This window comes from Streptomyces sp. NPDC052721 (genome assembly GCF_040678315.1).
GTDB lineage: Bacteria > Actinomycetota > Actinomycetes > Streptomycetales > Streptomycetaceae > Streptomyces.
Genome location: NZ_JBFATL010000002.1, coordinates 233,821 through 248,757 on the forward strand (window position 1 = coordinate 233,821; position 14,937 = coordinate 248,757).

12 protein-coding genes are annotated in these 14,937 nt (G+C 72.5%); 6 read left to right on the forward strand and 6 right to left on the reverse strand.

Annotated elements, in window-relative coordinates; all coding sequences use genetic code 11:
* Window positions 1–147 precede the first annotated feature (147 nt).
* On the forward strand, window positions 148–1,599 hold the full coding sequence (locus tag AB0L21_RS03105; RefSeq protein ID WP_365782038.1) for an aldehyde dehydrogenase family protein: 1,452 nt from the start codon (window positions 148–150) through the stop codon (window positions 1,597–1,599).
* Window positions 1,600–1,620: 21 nt separating this feature from the next.
* Here AB0L21_RS03105 and AB0L21_RS03110 read toward each other — a convergent pair whose 3' ends face one another.
* Entirely contained in the window at window positions 1,621–2,016 is a 396-nt protein-coding gene (locus tag AB0L21_RS03110; RefSeq protein WP_365702386.1) for a nitroreductase/quinone reductase family protein, read from the reverse strand.
* Between the two features lie 92 nt (window positions 2,017–2,108).
* On the reverse strand, window positions 2,109–3,527 hold the full coding sequence (locus tag AB0L21_RS03115) for a CehA/McbA family metallohydrolase (protein WP_365781899.1): 1,419 nt from the start codon (window positions 3,525–3,527) through the stop codon (window positions 2,109–2,111).
* A gap of 131 nt (window positions 3,528–3,658) precedes the next feature.
* Here AB0L21_RS03115 and AB0L21_RS03120 point away from each other — a divergent pair, with 131 nt between their 5' ends.
* From AB0L21_RS03120 to AB0L21_RS03130, 3 genes are all read left to right on the forward strand, one after another.
* Complete coding sequence (locus AB0L21_RS03120; protein WP_365781901.1) at window positions 3,659–4,525, forward strand: LLM class F420-dependent oxidoreductase; 867 nt, start codon at window positions 3,659–3,661, stop codon at window positions 4,523–4,525.
* A 24-nt stretch (window positions 4,526–4,549) separates the two neighbouring features.
* Complete coding sequence (locus AB0L21_RS03125) at window positions 4,550–7,135, forward strand: bifunctional FO biosynthesis protein CofGH (RefSeq protein WP_365702391.1); 2,586 nt, start codon at window positions 4,550–4,552, stop codon at window positions 7,133–7,135.
* A gap of 85 nt (window positions 7,136–7,220) precedes the next feature.
* Window positions 7,221–7,793, forward strand: coding sequence for a hypothetical protein (locus tag AB0L21_RS03130; RefSeq protein ID WP_365781903.1), 573 nt, complete (start codon window positions 7,221–7,223; stop codon window positions 7,791–7,793).
* Here AB0L21_RS03130 and AB0L21_RS03135 read toward each other — a convergent pair.
* On the reverse strand, window positions 7,786–8,292 hold the full coding sequence (locus tag AB0L21_RS03135; RefSeq protein ID WP_365781905.1) for a DUF2165 domain-containing protein: 507 nt from the start codon (window positions 8,290–8,292) through the stop codon (window positions 7,786–7,788). The two genes, AB0L21_RS03130 and AB0L21_RS03135, sit on opposite strands and share 8 nt — an antisense overlap.
* A 137-nt stretch (window positions 8,293–8,429) precedes the next feature.
* On the opposite strand from AB0L21_RS03135, the gene AB0L21_RS03140 reads away from it, so the two are divergent.
* On the forward strand, window positions 8,430–9,545 hold the full coding sequence (locus AB0L21_RS03140) for an ADP-ribosylglycohydrolase family protein (protein ID WP_365781907.1): 1,116 nt from the start codon (window positions 8,430–8,432) through the stop codon (window positions 9,543–9,545).
* Window positions 9,546–9,615: 70 nt separating this feature from the next.
* Here the strand turns inward: AB0L21_RS03140 and AB0L21_RS03145 are convergent, their stop codons facing one another.
* Both AB0L21_RS03145 and AB0L21_RS03150 read right to left on the reverse strand, forming a co-directional pair.
* On the reverse strand, window positions 9,616–11,175 hold the full coding sequence (locus tag AB0L21_RS03145) for a sodium:solute symporter family protein (RefSeq protein ID WP_365781909.1): 1,560 nt from the start codon (window positions 11,173–11,175) through the stop codon (window positions 9,616–9,618).
* A gap of 127 nt (window positions 11,176–11,302) precedes the next feature.
* The gene (locus tag AB0L21_RS03150; RefSeq protein WP_365702401.1) at window positions 11,303–12,091 is read right to left on the reverse strand and encodes an SDR family oxidoreductase; all 789 of its coding nucleotides are present in this window, start codon (window positions 12,089–12,091) and stop codon (window positions 11,303–11,305) included.
* Between the two features lie 73 nt (window positions 12,092–12,164).
* On the opposite strand from AB0L21_RS03150, the gene AB0L21_RS03155 reads away from it, so the two are divergent.
* On the forward strand, window positions 12,165–13,004 hold the full coding sequence (locus tag AB0L21_RS03155; RefSeq protein WP_365702403.1) for a hypothetical protein: 840 nt from the start codon (window positions 12,165–12,167) through the stop codon (window positions 13,002–13,004).
* 3 nt (window positions 13,005–13,007) lie between these two features.
* On the opposite strand, the gene AB0L21_RS03160 is transcribed toward AB0L21_RS03155, so the two are convergent.
* Complete coding sequence (locus tag AB0L21_RS03160; RefSeq protein WP_365781911.1) at window positions 13,008–14,828, reverse strand: MFS transporter; 1,821 nt, start codon at window positions 14,826–14,828, stop codon at window positions 13,008–13,010.
* Between the last annotated feature and the right edge of the window lie 109 nt (window positions 14,829–14,937).

Genomic DNA, 14,937 nt, shown 5'->3' on the forward strand with positions numbered 1-14,937 from the left:
CATGTGGTGGGTGCGGCCGGAGGCCACGCGGTGGGTGCCGGTGGCGGGCACCCGGGCGCGGGCGGCGAGCACGTGGCGGGTGCCGGTGGCGGGCACACGGCGGGGGCGGGCGGCGGGCACGCGGTGGGTGCGGGTGGTGCGCATGTGGTGGGCGAGGGGCAGCCGCTGTTCGTCGGCGGCCGGTGGGTGGCGCCGGACGCCGGGTACTACCCGGTGACCGACCCGGCCACCGAGGAGACCGTCGGCTGGGCGCCGGAGGCCTCCCCCGAGCAGGCGCGGGCGGCCTGCGCGGCGGCCCGGGAGGCGTTCGGGGCGTGGTCGCGGACCCGGCCGGAGGAGCGGGCCGCGCTGCTCGGGCGGGCCGCGGAGATCATCCGGGAGCGGCTGGTGCCGTACGCCGACCTGGCCCGGGCCGAGACCGGCGCGACCACCGGGACGGCCCGCGCGATGCAGGTCGGGGTGGCCGCCGCCCGTTTCCGCCGGTACGCGCGCGTGGAGCCCGCCGAGTGGGCCGTCGTCCCGCAGATCAACGAGGCCGGACCGATGGGGAAGGCCGGGGTGATGGGCGCGCTGGCGGTACGGCAGCCCGTCGGGGTCGTCACCTGCGTCACCTCGTACAACAACCCGTGGGCCAACCCGGCCGGGAAGATCGCCCCGGCGCTGGCGATGGGCAACACGGTCGTGGTGAAACCCGCCCCGCAGGACCCCCTCTCCGTCTACCGGATGGCGGAGGCGCTGGAGGCGGCCGGGGTGCCGCCGGGCGTGGTGAACGTCGTCTCGGGGCGGGAGGTGTCGGTGGGGGAGGCCGTGGTGGCCTCCGGTGACGTCGACATGGTCAGCTTCACCGGGTCCACGGCCGTCGGGCGGCGCATCGGCGAGGTGTGCGGGCGGGACATGAGACGGCAGCTGATGGAGCTGGGCGGGAAGGGGGCCGCGCTCGTCTTCGACGACGCCGACCTCGCCTCGGCCGTCGCCGGCATCGGCACCACGTTCTCCTTCTACAGCGGCCAGATCTGCACGGCCCCGACCCGGGTGCTGGCCCAGCGCGGGGTGTACGGCCGTCTGGTGGAGCAACTGGCCGGTTACGCCCGCCGTTTGAAGGTGGGGGACCCGGCGGCTGCGGACACGGTCGTGGGCCCGCTGATCTCCGCCGGGCACCGGGCGCGCGTGGAGTCGTACATCGAACTCGGCCGGAAGGAAGGCGCCGTCGTCGTCGCGGGCGGCGAACGGCCGCCCCTGGAGCGTGGCTTCTTCGTCGCACCCACCCTTCTCGCCGACTGCGCGAACGACATGCGGGTGGCGCGGGAGGAGATCTTCGGGCCCGTGGTGGTGGTGATCCCGTTCGACGAGGAGGACGAAGGCGTGGCCCTCGCCAACGACTCCGACTACGGCCTCATCGACTACGTCTGGTCCGGCGACGTCGCCCGCGCCTTCCGGGTGGCGCGGCAACTGCGGGCCGGCGGCGTCGGCATCAACACGGTGGGCCGCAACATGGAGGCCCCGTTCGGCGGCTTCAAGAAGAGCGGGGTCGGCCGGGACGTGGGCGTGTACGCCCTGCACGCGTACAGCGAGGTGCAGTCCCTGGTGTGGCCGGGGTGAGAGACCGGTGGGCGACGGGGCTCAGTCCGTCAGGTCCACCCGTACGGTCAGCAGGTCCGTGCCGAACGCCCGTACCGCCGTGCTGTTGAGGCGGGGCAGAGTGCGCAGCCGGGCCACGGGGTCGTCGTCGGGCAGGAGGTGGGCGGTGCCGTGGTGCCAGCGGCCGGCGATGCGGACCCGGACCGTGGGGTCGGCCTGGATGTTGCGCACGTACTGCGACTTCAGGCCGAACTCGGAGACCAGCCAGAAGGAGTTCCCGGCCCGGCGCCCGCCGACCGGGGTCCGCCGGGGCAGACCGGACGTCCGGCCGGTGGTCTCCAGCAGGGTCTGGAACGGCAGGCGCCGGTTGAGCGGGTTGGCGACGTACCGCTGGACGCGGGTCACGACGCGGTGCTTGCGGTCTGCGCGGCCTGACATGACTCCGGCTCCCCTGTCCTCTCCCGGCACGAGGATGCCAGCCTCCACCGGGGTCACGACTGATCGCAACGGGGGCGCGGGCCGGGCGCGCCTCAACGCGCCGCTCCGGGCTTCCCGTCTTCCAGCCTCCCCAGGAACACCGGGTTGGTGAACGCGGCCATCGCCCCGGGCACCGGTCCCAGCGCCGTCTCGTGCCGCAGCTCGGCCCGTACACAGGCCGCGCGGTCCGGGGCCGTGCGCCACTCCACGGTGCCCGTGCCGGACACCGGCAGCGGCCCGCCGGTGAACAGCACGCCCTGGTCGGTGACGAACCGCACCGAGCAGCGCGGCGCTCCGGACACCTCCAGCCGGACGGTCACCGGGGTGTCGTGCCCGACCGCCAGCCGCTCCCCGATCCCCGCCCGTTCACCCCCCTCGGCCGTCACGGAGAACGCCAGCGAGACGTGCCGCGACTCGGCCACGTACGACCGCCCGGCCCGCAGCCCCTCCCGGATCGCCTCCCGGGTCAGACCGTCGGCGAGCACGACCGTCTGGGGCAGCCCGACCACGTCCGGGGCGCGATGGGCATCGCTGTTGCCCATCGCCGGCAGCCACGCCCGCTCGCCCCGCACCGACGCCACCAGCCCCGCGTCCCAGGCCGCCAGCGCCAGCTCGTCGTCGGGTGTCCAGGGCCCGTTCCACACCTCCACGGCGTCCGCCTCCGCGAACCCGAACTTCCAGCCGCAGCCCACGCAGCCGGCGTGCGGATGGGCCGGTACGACCAGACCGCCGGCCCGCCGGATCTCCCGCGCGAAGCGCGCCCAGCGGCCGTCCCGGGCCCGGTGGCGCCAGTCGACGAAGGTGCCCGGCTCGGTGCCGAGCGCCAGGACGTGCCCGTTCCTGGTGGTGACCTCCTCGCCGAGCAGCACCAGCAGGTCGTCGCCGGCCGCGTCGGCCCAGTGGGCGTGCGAGGCGTGGGTGTTGTGGTCGGAGCTGTTGAGGAAGTCGAGCCCGGCCGCACGGGCCAGATCCGCGATGTCTGCCGGGGTGCGGCGCCCGTCGGAGTGCCAGGAGTGCAGATGGCAGTCGCCCCGGTACCAGTCCCGGCCCCGCCCCCGGGCCCGGTCCGGCGGATACACGGCCTCGGGCGTCTTGCCGGCCGCCCCCTCCGCCGGCGTGACGGTCACCTCGTACGACAGCCCCTGGGGCGCCACGGTGTACGGCCCGAGCGCGACGTACCAGGTGCCGGGCGTCAGCGGCCCCGGAAGATACCCGGGCGTCGCCTCCTCGGCCCGCACGAAGAACTCACTGCGCGCCCCGCCCGACCACCCCCGGAACCCCCGCCCGCCCAGTGCGGTACCGCGTGTGTCGAACAGCCCGATGTCGAGGGCGTTGCCGGGGGTACCGGGCGGGACGGGGGGTTTGTCGTAGGTGTAGGAGATCCGCAACTCCGCTGTTCCCGGCGCTACTTCGAACGGGAGGTACACGTAGTCCGGCGAACCCGGTGGGAGAGTGCCGCGCAAGGTGGTCACGAGGTCCAAGTTAGGCGCCCTGAGGGGCGCGGGACAGTATCCAGATGCGGCTCCGCCGCGTGGGCGCGACAGGCCACGACGAACCCGCGCGCGCCCCCTGACGAGCAACCGACCAGTCGGTACGATGCCTCATGCGTATCTCCGTCACGATCTTCCTCACCGACGAGACCATCACCCCCGTCCGGCTGGCCCAGGAGCTGGAAGCGCGCCGTTTCTCCGGCCTCTACCTCCCGGAACACACCCACATCCCGGTCGACCGCACCACCCCCTACCCCGCCGGCGGCGACCTCCCCCGCGAGTACGGCCGCACCCTCGACCCCTTCGTGGCCCTGGCCCAAGCAGCGGCCGTGACCCAGCGGCTGGCGCTCGGCACCGGCATCACCCTCGTCGCCCAGCACGACCCCATCGACCTCGCCAAGCAGATCGCCTCCCTCGACCACCTGTCCGGCGGCCGCTTCACCCTCGGACTCGGCTACGGCTGGAACGTGGAGGAGGCCGCCGACCACGGCGTGACCTGGCGGACCCGCCGGGAGCTGGTCCGGGACCGGATGGCGCTGATGCGCGCGCTGTGGAGCGAGGAGCCGACCGCGTACGAGGGGGAGTTCGGCGCCGTACAGGCCAGCTACGCCCACCCCAAGCCCGTGCGGAAGCCGCGCGGCCCGGTCACCGGCCCCCGCACGCTCATCGGCGGGGCCGCCGGGCCCAAGCTGTTCGCGCACATCGCCGAGTACGCCGACGGCTGGCTGCCGATCGGCGGGCGCGGGCTCTCCGAAGCGCTGCCCGTGCTGCGCTCGGTGTGGGCGGACGCGGGCCGTGACCCGGCCGCCCTCCAGGTCGTCCCGTACGCCGTCCAGCCCACCCCCGGCAAGCTCGCCCACTACGCCGAACTGGGCGTCGAGGAGGTCGTGGTGCAGTTGCCGCCGGCCCGGGAGGCGGAGGTGCTGCGCGCGCTCGACGCGTACGGCCCCCTCCTGCCGGACAGTGCCCCGCAACCGTGATCAAAGCGAACGTATGCTCAAGGGATGACGACTTCCGCGACCTCCGGAACCGGCCCCACCGAGAACTCCATGCGTCGCGCCCTCAAACGCGCCCGGGACGGCGTCGCCCTGGACGTCGCCGAGGCGGCGGTGCTGCTCCAGGCACGCGGTGAGGACCTCACCGGCCTCGCCGCCTCCGCCGCCCGGGTGCGGGACGCGGGCCTGGAGGCGGCGGGCAGGCCCGGCGTCATCACGTACTCGAAGAGCGTCTTCGTCCCCCTCACCCGGCTGTGCCGGGACAAGTGCCACTACTGCACGTTCGTCACCGTGCCCGGCAAGCTGCGCCGCGCCGGGCACGGCATGTTCATGTCCCCGGACGAGGTGCTGGACATCGCCCGCAAGGGCGCCGCCCTCGGCTGCAAGGAAGCCCTGATCACCCTCGGCGACAAGCCCGAGGACCGCTGGCCGGAGGCGCGCGAGTGGCTCGACGCGCACGGCTACGACGACACCATCGCCTACGTCCGCGCCATCTCCATCCGCATCCTGGAGGAGACGGGACTCCTTCCCCACCTCAACCCGGGCGTGCTGACGTGGACCGACTTCCAGCGGCTGAAGCCCGTCGCGCCCAGCATGGGCATGATGCTGGAGACGACCGCGACCCGCCTGTGGTCCGAGCCGGGCGGCCCGCACCACGGCTCCCCGGACAAGGAACCGGCCGTACGGCTGCGCGTCCTGGAGGACGCCGGCCGCTCCTCCGTGCCCTTCACCTCCGGCCTGCTCATCGGCATCGGCGAGACCTACGAGGAGCGCGCGGAGTCCCTGTTCGCCCTCCGGAAGGTCTCCCGCGCCTACCACGGCATCCAGGAGCTGATCATCCAGAACTTCCGCGCCAAGCCGGACACGGCGATGCGCGGCATGCCGGACGCCGAACTGGACGACCTGGTCGCCACGGTGGCCGTCGCCCGGCACATCATGGGCCCGGCGGCCTGTCTCCAGGCCCCGCCGAACCTGGTCGACGCCGAGTACGAGCGGCTGATCGGCGCCGGCATCGACGACTGGGGCGGGGTCTCCCCGCTGACCATCGACCACGTCAACCCCGAACGCCCCTGGCCGCAGATCGACGAACTCACCGAGCGCTCCCGCGCCGCAGGCTTCGAACTGCGTGAACGCCTCTGCGTCTACCCGGAGTTCGTCCGCCGCGGCGAGCCCTGGCTGGACCCGCGGCTGCGCCCGCACGTGTCCGCCCTCGCCGACCCGGTCACGGGCCTCGCCCTGCCGGACGCGCCGGTCCAGGGCCGCCCCTGGCAGGAGCCGGAGGAGGTGTTCACCGCGACCGGCCGCACGGACCTGCACACCTCCATCGACACCGAGGGCCGTACCGGCGACCGGCGTGCCGACTTCGACGAGGTGTACGGCGACTGGGAGGCCCTGCGGGAGGCGGCGGCCCCCGGCATGGTCCCGGAACGCATCGACGCCGACGTGCGCGAGGCGCTGCGCACGGCGGCCGACGACCCCACCCGCCTGACGGACGCCGAGGCCCTCGCCCTGCTGCACGCGGACGGTCCGGCGCTGGACGCGCTGTGCCGGGTGGCCGACGACGTCCGCAGGTCGGCGGTCGGCGACGACGTCACCTACATCGTCACCCGCAACATCAACTTCACCAACGTCTGCTACACCGGCTGCCGGTTCTGCGCCTTCGCGCAGCGCCGCACGGACGCGGACGCGTACACGCTCTCGCTGGCGCAGGTCGCCGACCGCGCCCAGCAGGCGTGGGACGTGGGCGCGGTCGAGGTGTGCATGCAGGGCGGCATCCACCCGGACCTGCCGGGCACCGCGTACTTCGACATCGCGAAGGCGGTGAAGGAGCGCGTCCCGGGCATGCACGTGCACGCCTTCTCCCCGATGGAGGTGGTGAACGGCGCGACCCGGACCGGCATGTCCATCCGCGAGTGGCTCTCCGCCGCCAAGGAGGCGGGCCTGGACTCCGTCCCCGGTACGGCGGCGGAGATCCTGGACGACGAGGTCCGCTGGGTGCTGACCAAGGGCAAGCTGCCCACGGCCACCTGGATCGAGGTGATCCGCACCGCGCACGAGCTGGGCATCCGCTCGTCGTCCACGATGATGTACGGGCATGTGGACCAGCCCCGGCACTGGCTCGGCCATCTGCGCACGCTGGCCGGGATCCAGCGGGAGACGGGCGGCTTCACGGAGTTCGTGACGCTCCCGTTCATCCACACCAACGCGCCGGTGTACCTGGCCGGCATCGCCCGCCCCGGCCCGACGATGCGGGACAACCGGGCGGTGACGGCGATGGCCCGTCTCCTGCTCCACCCCTGGATCCCGAACATCCAGACGAGCTGGGTCAAACTGGGCACGGAGGGGGCGGCGGAGATGCTCCGCTCCGGCGCGAACGACCTCGGCGGGACGCTGATGGAGGAGACGATCTCCCGCATGGCGGGCTCCTCGTACGGGTCGTACAAGTCGGTCCGCGACCTGGTCGCGGTGGCGGAGGCGGCCGGCCGCCCCGCGAAGCCGCGCACCACGCTCTACGGCGAGGTGCCGGAGGAACGCCGGCGGGCGGCCGAGGCGTCCGACGGCCACCTGCCGGACCTGCTGCCGGTCCTGGACTGAGCGGCCTCCCGGACCGATCCCCCTCCGCGGACTGAGTACGATGATCCGACCCCTGTGCTGAGAAGGGGGACCCGTAGCGGAGGAGATGCGTCCCGTGGCTGCCCGACTGCCCTCGTGGGCCTGGGTCACCGGTCTGACGGCGGGGGCGACCGCGGTCGTCGTCGCCCTCGCCGTGCAGGCGGACCACGGGCCGCATCCCACGGCCGCCGTGACCAGGCCCAGCGCGTCGGCGTCGGCGAGCCCGCACGCGTCGCTGACGCCGAAGGCGCCGTCCGCCCCCGCCCTGCCGGACGAGTCCGGCGAGGGCCGCCGGATCGTGTACTCGCTCGGTGAGAAGCGCATCTGGCTGGTCGACGCGACCGGCAGGGCGACCCGCACGTTCACGGTGTGGCCGGGCACGGTGAGCCCGCAGCCCGGCCGCTACTCGATCATCAAGCGCACCCAGTCCATCCAGGGCTCGGACGGCGTGCAGATCGAGCACATCATGTACTTCACCAAGGTGTCCGGCGTGGACGTCGCCTTCTCCAACGCCCTCGACGGCTCCTCGCCCCCGCCCGCCAACGGCCAGAAACTGGGCGGCATCCGCCTCCACAAGGAGGACGGAGCCGCCCTGTGGGCCTTCGGCGACCAGGGCACCCGGGTCGCGGTGGTCAGGTAGCGTCCCGTGCGCCCGAGGGCAGCTGGTTGACGATCAGCGCGACGCCGCTGAGCAGGAACACGCGGGTCGCCGCGTCCAGGCCGTTCCACGTCTTCGACTGCCACATCGCGAACCACTCACCGCCGATCGCGATGAACCCGGCGCCGAAGAGCAGCAGCAGCATCAGCAGACCGTAGGTGGACCAGCGCCGGGCGAGGTCGTCCTTCCGCCGCGCCCACAGGTACGTCCCCCGGATCAGCAGCAGGGCCGCCACGGTCTCCCACACGATGACGAGGACGTACGCGGTGTCCTCGAGCGCCGTACTGGTGACCGCCCGCCACATCAGGTCGTCGTCCTTGAACGTCGTGTCCATCGCCAGCACGTGCCGGACGAACTGCTGGTTGGTCCCGAAGTCGGTGATGTTCCCGAGCGCGACCAGGGCGATGTAGAGGGCGAGTATGCCGGTGAGCACACCGGCGGCGAGCCTGAGGCCGGTGTGGCGGGTGGGGGTGGTGGTCATGGCTGGATTCTGCCCGGTGGCCGCCCCGGTCCGCCGTACGCATTGCGCCAGAATCCGGCCGGGCGGCGCTGAACGGACCGTTCCCGGTCGATTACAGTGCTGGCGTCGTACAGGCGGACGGTGCCGGGGGAGGTCTGGTGGGCGCGACAGCCGGTCCCGTCTGGGGGCGTGCCGAGCAGCAGGACTTCCGGAGCCGGGTGCGGGGCACGCTGCTCGGGGCCGCGGTGGGCGACGCGCTGGGCGGGCCCGCCGACCCGCTGTCCCTGGAGGAGATCCGGGCCGCGTACGGCGGTGAGGGGCTGCTGGACCTGGCCTTCGGGCACGGGCGGCGCGGCACGGTCACCCATCACACCCAGCTGACCCTGTTCACCGTGGACGGGCTGATACGCGCCCAGGTGCGCCGCGACACCGGCGCCTGGCATCCGCCGACCGATCTGCACCGGGCCTATCTGCGCTGGGCGGCCACCCAGCGGGACTGGGGGCCCGACGAGCGCCGCAAGGACGACGGCTGGCTGGCCCGCGAGGAGTGGCTGTACGCCCGCCGGGACCCCACCCGCGCGCTGCTCATCGGGTTCGGCGACGACACCATGGGCACGCTGGAGTCCCCGAAGAACCCGGGGGAGCTGGGCCCGGAGGCGGTCGCCCGCTCGGCGCCGTTCGGGCTCCTCGTCGGCTGGGAACCCCAACTGGTCGTCCAGCTGGCCGTGGAGTGCGCGGCCCAGACCCACGGCCACCCCATCGCCTACCTGTCGGCGGGCGCGTACGCCGTGATCGTGCACGCGCTGGCCCGCGGCGACAGCCTGGACGGTGCCGTACAGCGGGCCCTCGCGCTGCTCGCCGTCCGCCCCGGCCACCAGCCGGTCTCCGACGCCCTCCAGCACGCTCTCGGGGCGGTGCGGCAGGGGATGCCGACCCCGGCCCGGGTGGAGGAGCTGGCCGGTGACGGTACGGCGGACGGGCTGCTGGCCGCGGCCGTGTACTGCGCGCTGGTGGGGGAGGATGTCCGCCATGGCCTGTGCCTGGCGGTGAACCAGAGCGGCCCCTCCGCCGCGGCGGGCGCCCTCACCGGCGGCCTCCTCGGTGCCCTGCACGGCGAAACGGCCCTCCCGCCGGCCTGGCTGGCCGAGCTGGAGGGCCGCCCCACGATCCTGGAACTGGCCGACGACTTCGCGATGGAGATGACCCAGGGCCCCGCGTTGCACGGCCCGGCCGGTTCGTCACCGGGGTGGCTGGCCCGGTATCCGCGGGCGTGAGCGCCCCGACGGGGCGCGGAGACCGGCGCGAGCGACCACGATGGACCCGCGCCGACTCCCCGTGCAACCCCTACGGCGCCCCCACCACGTCGTCGCCCGCCGTGGCCGGCACCGGTACCGCCGCCACCGCGTCGCCGTCCGTGTTGACCTTGTCGATGACGGCCAGGCGGGCCGGGGTGTCCTCGGGCTTCAGGTAGCCGACGAGGACGTAGAGGACCAGGGAGACCGCGAGCGGGATCGAGACCTGGTACTGGAGCGGGACGCCGCCGTCGACGTTCCAGTTGATGGGGTAGTTGACCAGCCAGAAGGCCAGCAGACCCGCCGCCCAGCTGGTGAGCGCCGCCGTCGGGCCGGAGCGGCGGAACGGGCGGAGCAGGCCGAGCATCATCGGGATCGCGATGGGGCCCATCAGACCGGCCACCCACTTGATGACGACGGTGATGATGTCCTTGAAGGCGGGGGAGTTGACCTGGGTCGCGACCGCCATGGACAGGCCGAGGAAGACGACTGTCGTGACCCGGGCCGCGATCAGACCCGAACGCTCGCTCCAGCCTCGCGCCCTGGCCGACAGCACCGGCGCCACGTCCCGGGTGAACACGGCGGCGATCGCGTTGGCGTCGGAGGAGCACATCGCCATGGTGTGGGAGAAGAACCCGACGATGACCAGGCCCAACAGGCCGTGTGGCAGCAGCTGTTCGGTCATCAGGGCATAGGAGTCGGAGCCGTCCGGCTTCTGCGCGTGGACCAGCAGCGGGGACATCCACATGGGGAAGAACAGCACCACCGGCCAGACCAGCCACAGCACCGCCGACAGCCGGGCCGAGCGCTCGGCCTCGTAGGCGCTGCCGGTGGCCATGTAGCGCTGGGCCTGGTTGAGCATGCCGCCGTTGTACTCGAAGAGCTTGATGAAGAGGAACGCGAGGAGGAACACCGTGCCGTAGGGGCCGACCAGGGGCTTGCCGTGGCCGTGCAGGGCCGGCTCGTCCCAGGCGCCGAGGAAGCCGATGTTCTTGTCGTTCAGCTTCAGCACGACCGCCACGAACATCGCGACACCGGCGAGCAACTGGATGACGAACTGGCCGAGTTCGGTCAGCGCGTCCGCCCACAGGCCGCCGATCGTGCAGTAGACCGCGGTGATCGCGCCGGTGATGAGGATGCCCTGGTTCAGCGAGACGCCGGTGAAGACGGACAGCAGGGTGGCGATGGCCGCCCACTTGGCGCCCACGTCGACGATCTTCAGCAGCATGCCGGACCAGGCGAGCGCCTGCTGTGTGGGCAGGTTGTAACGGTTCTTCAGGTACTCCAGTGGGGAGGCCACATGGAGCCGGGAACGCAGTCGGTTGATGCGCGGCGCGAACAGCTTCGACCCGATGGCGATGCCGAGCGCGATGGGGAAGGACCAGGTGATGAAGGAGGTGACGCCGTAGGTGTAGGCGATGCCCGCGTATCCGGTGAACATCACGGCGCTGTAGCCCGACATGTGGTGCGAGATGCCGGAGAGCCACCAGGGCATCTTGCCGCCGGCCGTGAAGAAGTCGGAAACGTTGTCCACGCGCTTGTGCGACCAGACGCCGATCGCGACCATCACACCGAAGTAGCCGATGAGCACGGCCCAGTCGAGACTGTTCATGTGCCCGATCGTGGGTCTGCCCACGTGAACACGACAAGCAAGCGGAAGGTCAAGTCAGAGTAAAATTGTTCGGCTTGCTGATCTGTGTTCATCAGCATGAACGACCGCACCTTCTGGGAAAGTTGGGTCAGCGCATCAGCTCACCCGCGTTGACCAGCAACGACTGCCCCGTGATCGCCCGCGCCCGGTCCGAGGCGAGGAACACCGCCGCATCCGCCACATCCCCGTCGGTGGCCAGCTCCGGCAACGCCATCCGCTCGCTCAGCCGCGCCAGCACCTCCTCTTCCGGCACCCCTTCCGTCAGCGCGGTGAACTGGACGTACGCCTGCACCGGCGGTCCCCACATCCAGCCGGGCAGCACGGTGTTGACCCGGATGCGATACGGCCCCAGCTCCCGCGCCAGCGAGTACATCGCGCTGGTCAGCGCCCCCTTCGAGGCGGCGTACGCGGCCTGCTTCACCTGCGAGGGCGCGGCCACCGCCGACTGCGTCCCGATGAACACCACCGACCCGCCCCCGCCCGCCTTCAGCGCCGGCAGACAGGCCCGGGTCATCCGCAGCGTCCCCAGCAGGTTCACGTCGACGACCTGCCGCCAGGTCGCGAAGTCGGCGTCCTCCAGCCCGCCGAAGTACGAGTCCCAGGCGGCCACCTGCACCACGGCGTCGATCCCGCCGAACCGCTCCCGCGCCAGCGCCGCAAGCGCCTCGCACTGCCCCTCGTCCGTGATGTCCGTCGCCCGGAACGCCGTACGCGTGCCCTCCGGGTCGATCCCCGCCGCGCTCTTGGCGAGGTTCGCCTCGGTGCGCGCCCCGAGCACCGCGTTGCCGCCGTCCCGTACGACGGCCGCGGCGACCTGGTGGCCGAGCCCGGCCCCGACGCCCGAGACGACGACGGTCTTGCCCGCGAGCAGGGACATGGGCCCTCCTTCGGTATGGCGCTTCATCTGACGGAGCGTCAGAGTATGGGTGACCGCAGGAAAGGGGAACCGCGTGAGCGAGGACACCCGCAGCGAGCGGTACGCCGAACTGGCCGCCGTCGGCCCGTACGGCGTCCGCCCCGGCCACGCCCTGATCACCATGGTCGAGCCGCACCCCGGCCACGAGTACGCGTACAACCGCTGGTACGAGGACGACCACTACTACGCCGGCGCGATGGCCATGCCCTGGATGTACGCGGGCCGCCGCTGGGTCGCGACCCGGGACCTGCAGCTCCTGCGCTACCCGGAGAAGTCGGCCGTCGCCCAGCCGGTCACCGCCGGCTGCTACCTCTCCACCTACTGGATCACCGCCGGCCGCTACGACGACCACATGAAGTGGACGGTCGCCATCAACAAGCGCCTCAACCGGGACGCCCGCGTCTACCACGACCGCACCCACGTCTTCACGGCCTTCCAGGACCACGAGACGACGGTGTACCGCGACGGCGCCGCCGGCCCCCGCGACTTCCACGCCCTCGACCACCCGTACGCGGGCCTGGTGCTGGAGGTGATCGACGCCGAGTCGCCCGAGCGGCGGACCGCACTGCTGGAGTGGCTGCGCGCCCGGCACCTGCCGCGCCGCCTCGCGGGCTCCCCGGCGGCGATGGCGACCGTGTTCCGGCCCACCCCGCTGCCGGGCGACCGCATGACCTACGTCCGGCAGGTCGAGGGCGTGGACACCCGGCTGACGCTGCTGTGGTTCCTGGAGCGGGACCCGCGCGAGTGCTGGGAGGAGCACTTCACGGGGCTGGACGGGCAGGTGGCCGCGGCGGGGCTGGGCCGGGTGGAGCTGGTGGCGCCGTTCATCCCGACGGTGCCGGGCACGGACACGTACGCCGACCGGCTCCGCTGACCGTCAGGGCTTCTGCAGCTCCTCGGGGCACGGCGTACCGCGCGGCAGCTGGTACGGCGCGGCCAGCCGGTACGTGCCCGGCCCCGGTGCGAGCAGCGTGGTCCACTTGTCCCCGTCGACGTCCTCCGGCGTCGCCATCAGGCACGCCTTGATCTTGTCGTAGGACTGGCTCCTGCCGTGCTCGTCGACGATGCTCAGCCACGGCGAGTACGGGATCCGGATCAGGATCCGCCCCGCCTGGCTCACCCGCAACGTCATCTCGCCCTGCTCGGCCCGGTCCACCACCGCGTTCGGTTCGGCGAGCGGCGCCGGATCGGTCACCTTGAACAGCTGCCAGTTCGCGTCGCCCCAGATCTGCTTCAGATAGGGCATCCCGCGCCGCAGCAGCTGCCGCTCGCGTTCGCCGCCGTCCCCGTCCGGATTGTCCTTGGGCAGCACCACGTAGTGCACGGCCCACCGCTGGAGCCACTCGTGGTAGTTGGCCGAGTTGAGCGTGTCGTCGTAGAAGAGCGGGTTGCGCTCCATGTCGGCCTGCCGGTTCCAGCCGCGGGCCAGGTTGACGTACGGCGCGAGCGCGGAGGCCTCGCGGTGCGAGCGGGCCGGGACCACCTCGACCCGGCCCTTCTCGGCGCCGACCTTCTGCAGCTCGTTGACCAGCGGGGCGAGTTCCCGCGCCCAGGAGGCGGCCGGGTTGGTGTGGATGATGTCGTCCACCGACTTGAAGCCGATCCAGCCGGCGAAGCCGAGGAAGGCCAGCACGGTCACGTACCACTTGCGGGACTTCGGCACGGTGTACGGCAGGGCCGCGATCAGGGTCGCGCCCGCGAACAGCATCGGCAGCCGCGAGATGTTGGACCCGATCTGCGAGCTGATCAGCCACACCAGGACGACGGCGAGGCTGTAGACGGCGGCCGTCAGCCGGACCGTCACCCACTCCTTCGGCACCAGGAACAGGCACAGCAGGCCGTACGACAGCGGCATGATCACCGAACCGAAGCCCATCGGCTGGGTGCCGGAGAACGGGAACAGCCAGGCCGACACCGCGACCACCGCCGACGGCGCGAGCCCCAGCGCCCACGCGCCGGGCCGCCGCTTCTGCAGGAACAGCGCGACCGCCACCAGGCCCACGAACAGCCCCGCGACCGGCGAGGCCATCGTGGCGAGCGCCGCCAGCGGCGCGGCGACCAGGGCCTTCGCCCAGCGTTTGAACCGCCACCGGTACGGCCAGCAGAACACCGCCGCGACCGAGCCGAGCGCGAACATCGTGCCGAGCCCGAAGGTCACCCGGCCGGAGATCGCGTTGCACAGGAACGCGAAGACCCCGGCGAGCGAGGCCCACAGCGGGTTCTTCACCGCCCGGCTGCGGATCAGCACCGTCGTCAGCAGACCGGCCGAGACCGTACCGGCGATCATCATCGTCGTCCGCACACCGAGGACCGACATCAGATACGGCGACACCACGCTGTACGACACCGGGTGCATGCCCCCGTACCAGGCGAGGTTGTACGCCGAGTCCGGGTGCCGGCCGACGAACTCCGCCCACGCGTCCTGCGCCGCGAGATCCCCGCCGCTGTTCGCGAACGTGAAGAACCAGATGATGTGCAGCACACCCGAGAGCGCCGTCATCGACAGCGCCGGGTGCCTAAGCAGCCGCTGCCGGAGCGGTTCCAGGGCGGCGAGCGGACGGGCGCGTCCACCGGGGCGCGCCCCGGCGCCGGGCTCGGCGAAGCGCCGGTCCGGGTCAGTCGCGGACAGACGTATTCGCGGGCCGGATCCCGGGCCCGGATCTGCGTCGTCGGCGTGTGTCGGCTCCGCTGTGGCCACCTGAAGGCACTCCCCGTGTCCCGTCTTCTGTTCTCGGCCGCTTCCCTCGGAGTACCCGGCCGCGTTCCGTCCAGTTCGCGGCCCTGTCCCGGGACCGGCGACCTGCCCC

Coding starts and splice junctions, on each gene's coding strand:
- AB0L21_RS03135 (WP_365781905.1), bottom strand. CDS start 8,292: ATGACCACCACCCCCACCCGCCACACCGGCCTCAGGCTCGCCGCCGGT.
- AB0L21_RS03145 (WP_365781909.1), bottom strand. CDS start 11,175: ATGAACAGTCTCGACTGGGCCGTGCTCATCGGCTACTTCGGTGTGATG.
- AB0L21_RS03130 (WP_365781903.1), top strand. CDS start 7,221: ATGCGTCCCGTGGCTGCCCGACTGCCCTCGTGGGCCTGGGTCACCGGT.
- AB0L21_RS03110 (WP_365702386.1), bottom strand. CDS start 2,016: ATGTCAGGCCGCGCAGACCGCAAGCACCGCGTCGTGACCCGCGTCCAG.
- AB0L21_RS03120 (WP_365781901.1), top strand. CDS start 3,659: ATGCGTATCTCCGTCACGATCTTCCTCACCGACGAGACCATCACCCCC.
- AB0L21_RS03125 (WP_365702391.1), top strand. CDS start 4,550: ATGACGACTTCCGCGACCTCCGGAACCGGCCCCACCGAGAACTCCATG.
- AB0L21_RS03150 (WP_365702401.1), bottom strand. CDS start 12,091: ATGTCCCTGCTCGCGGGCAAGACCGTCGTCGTCTCGGGCGTCGGGGCC.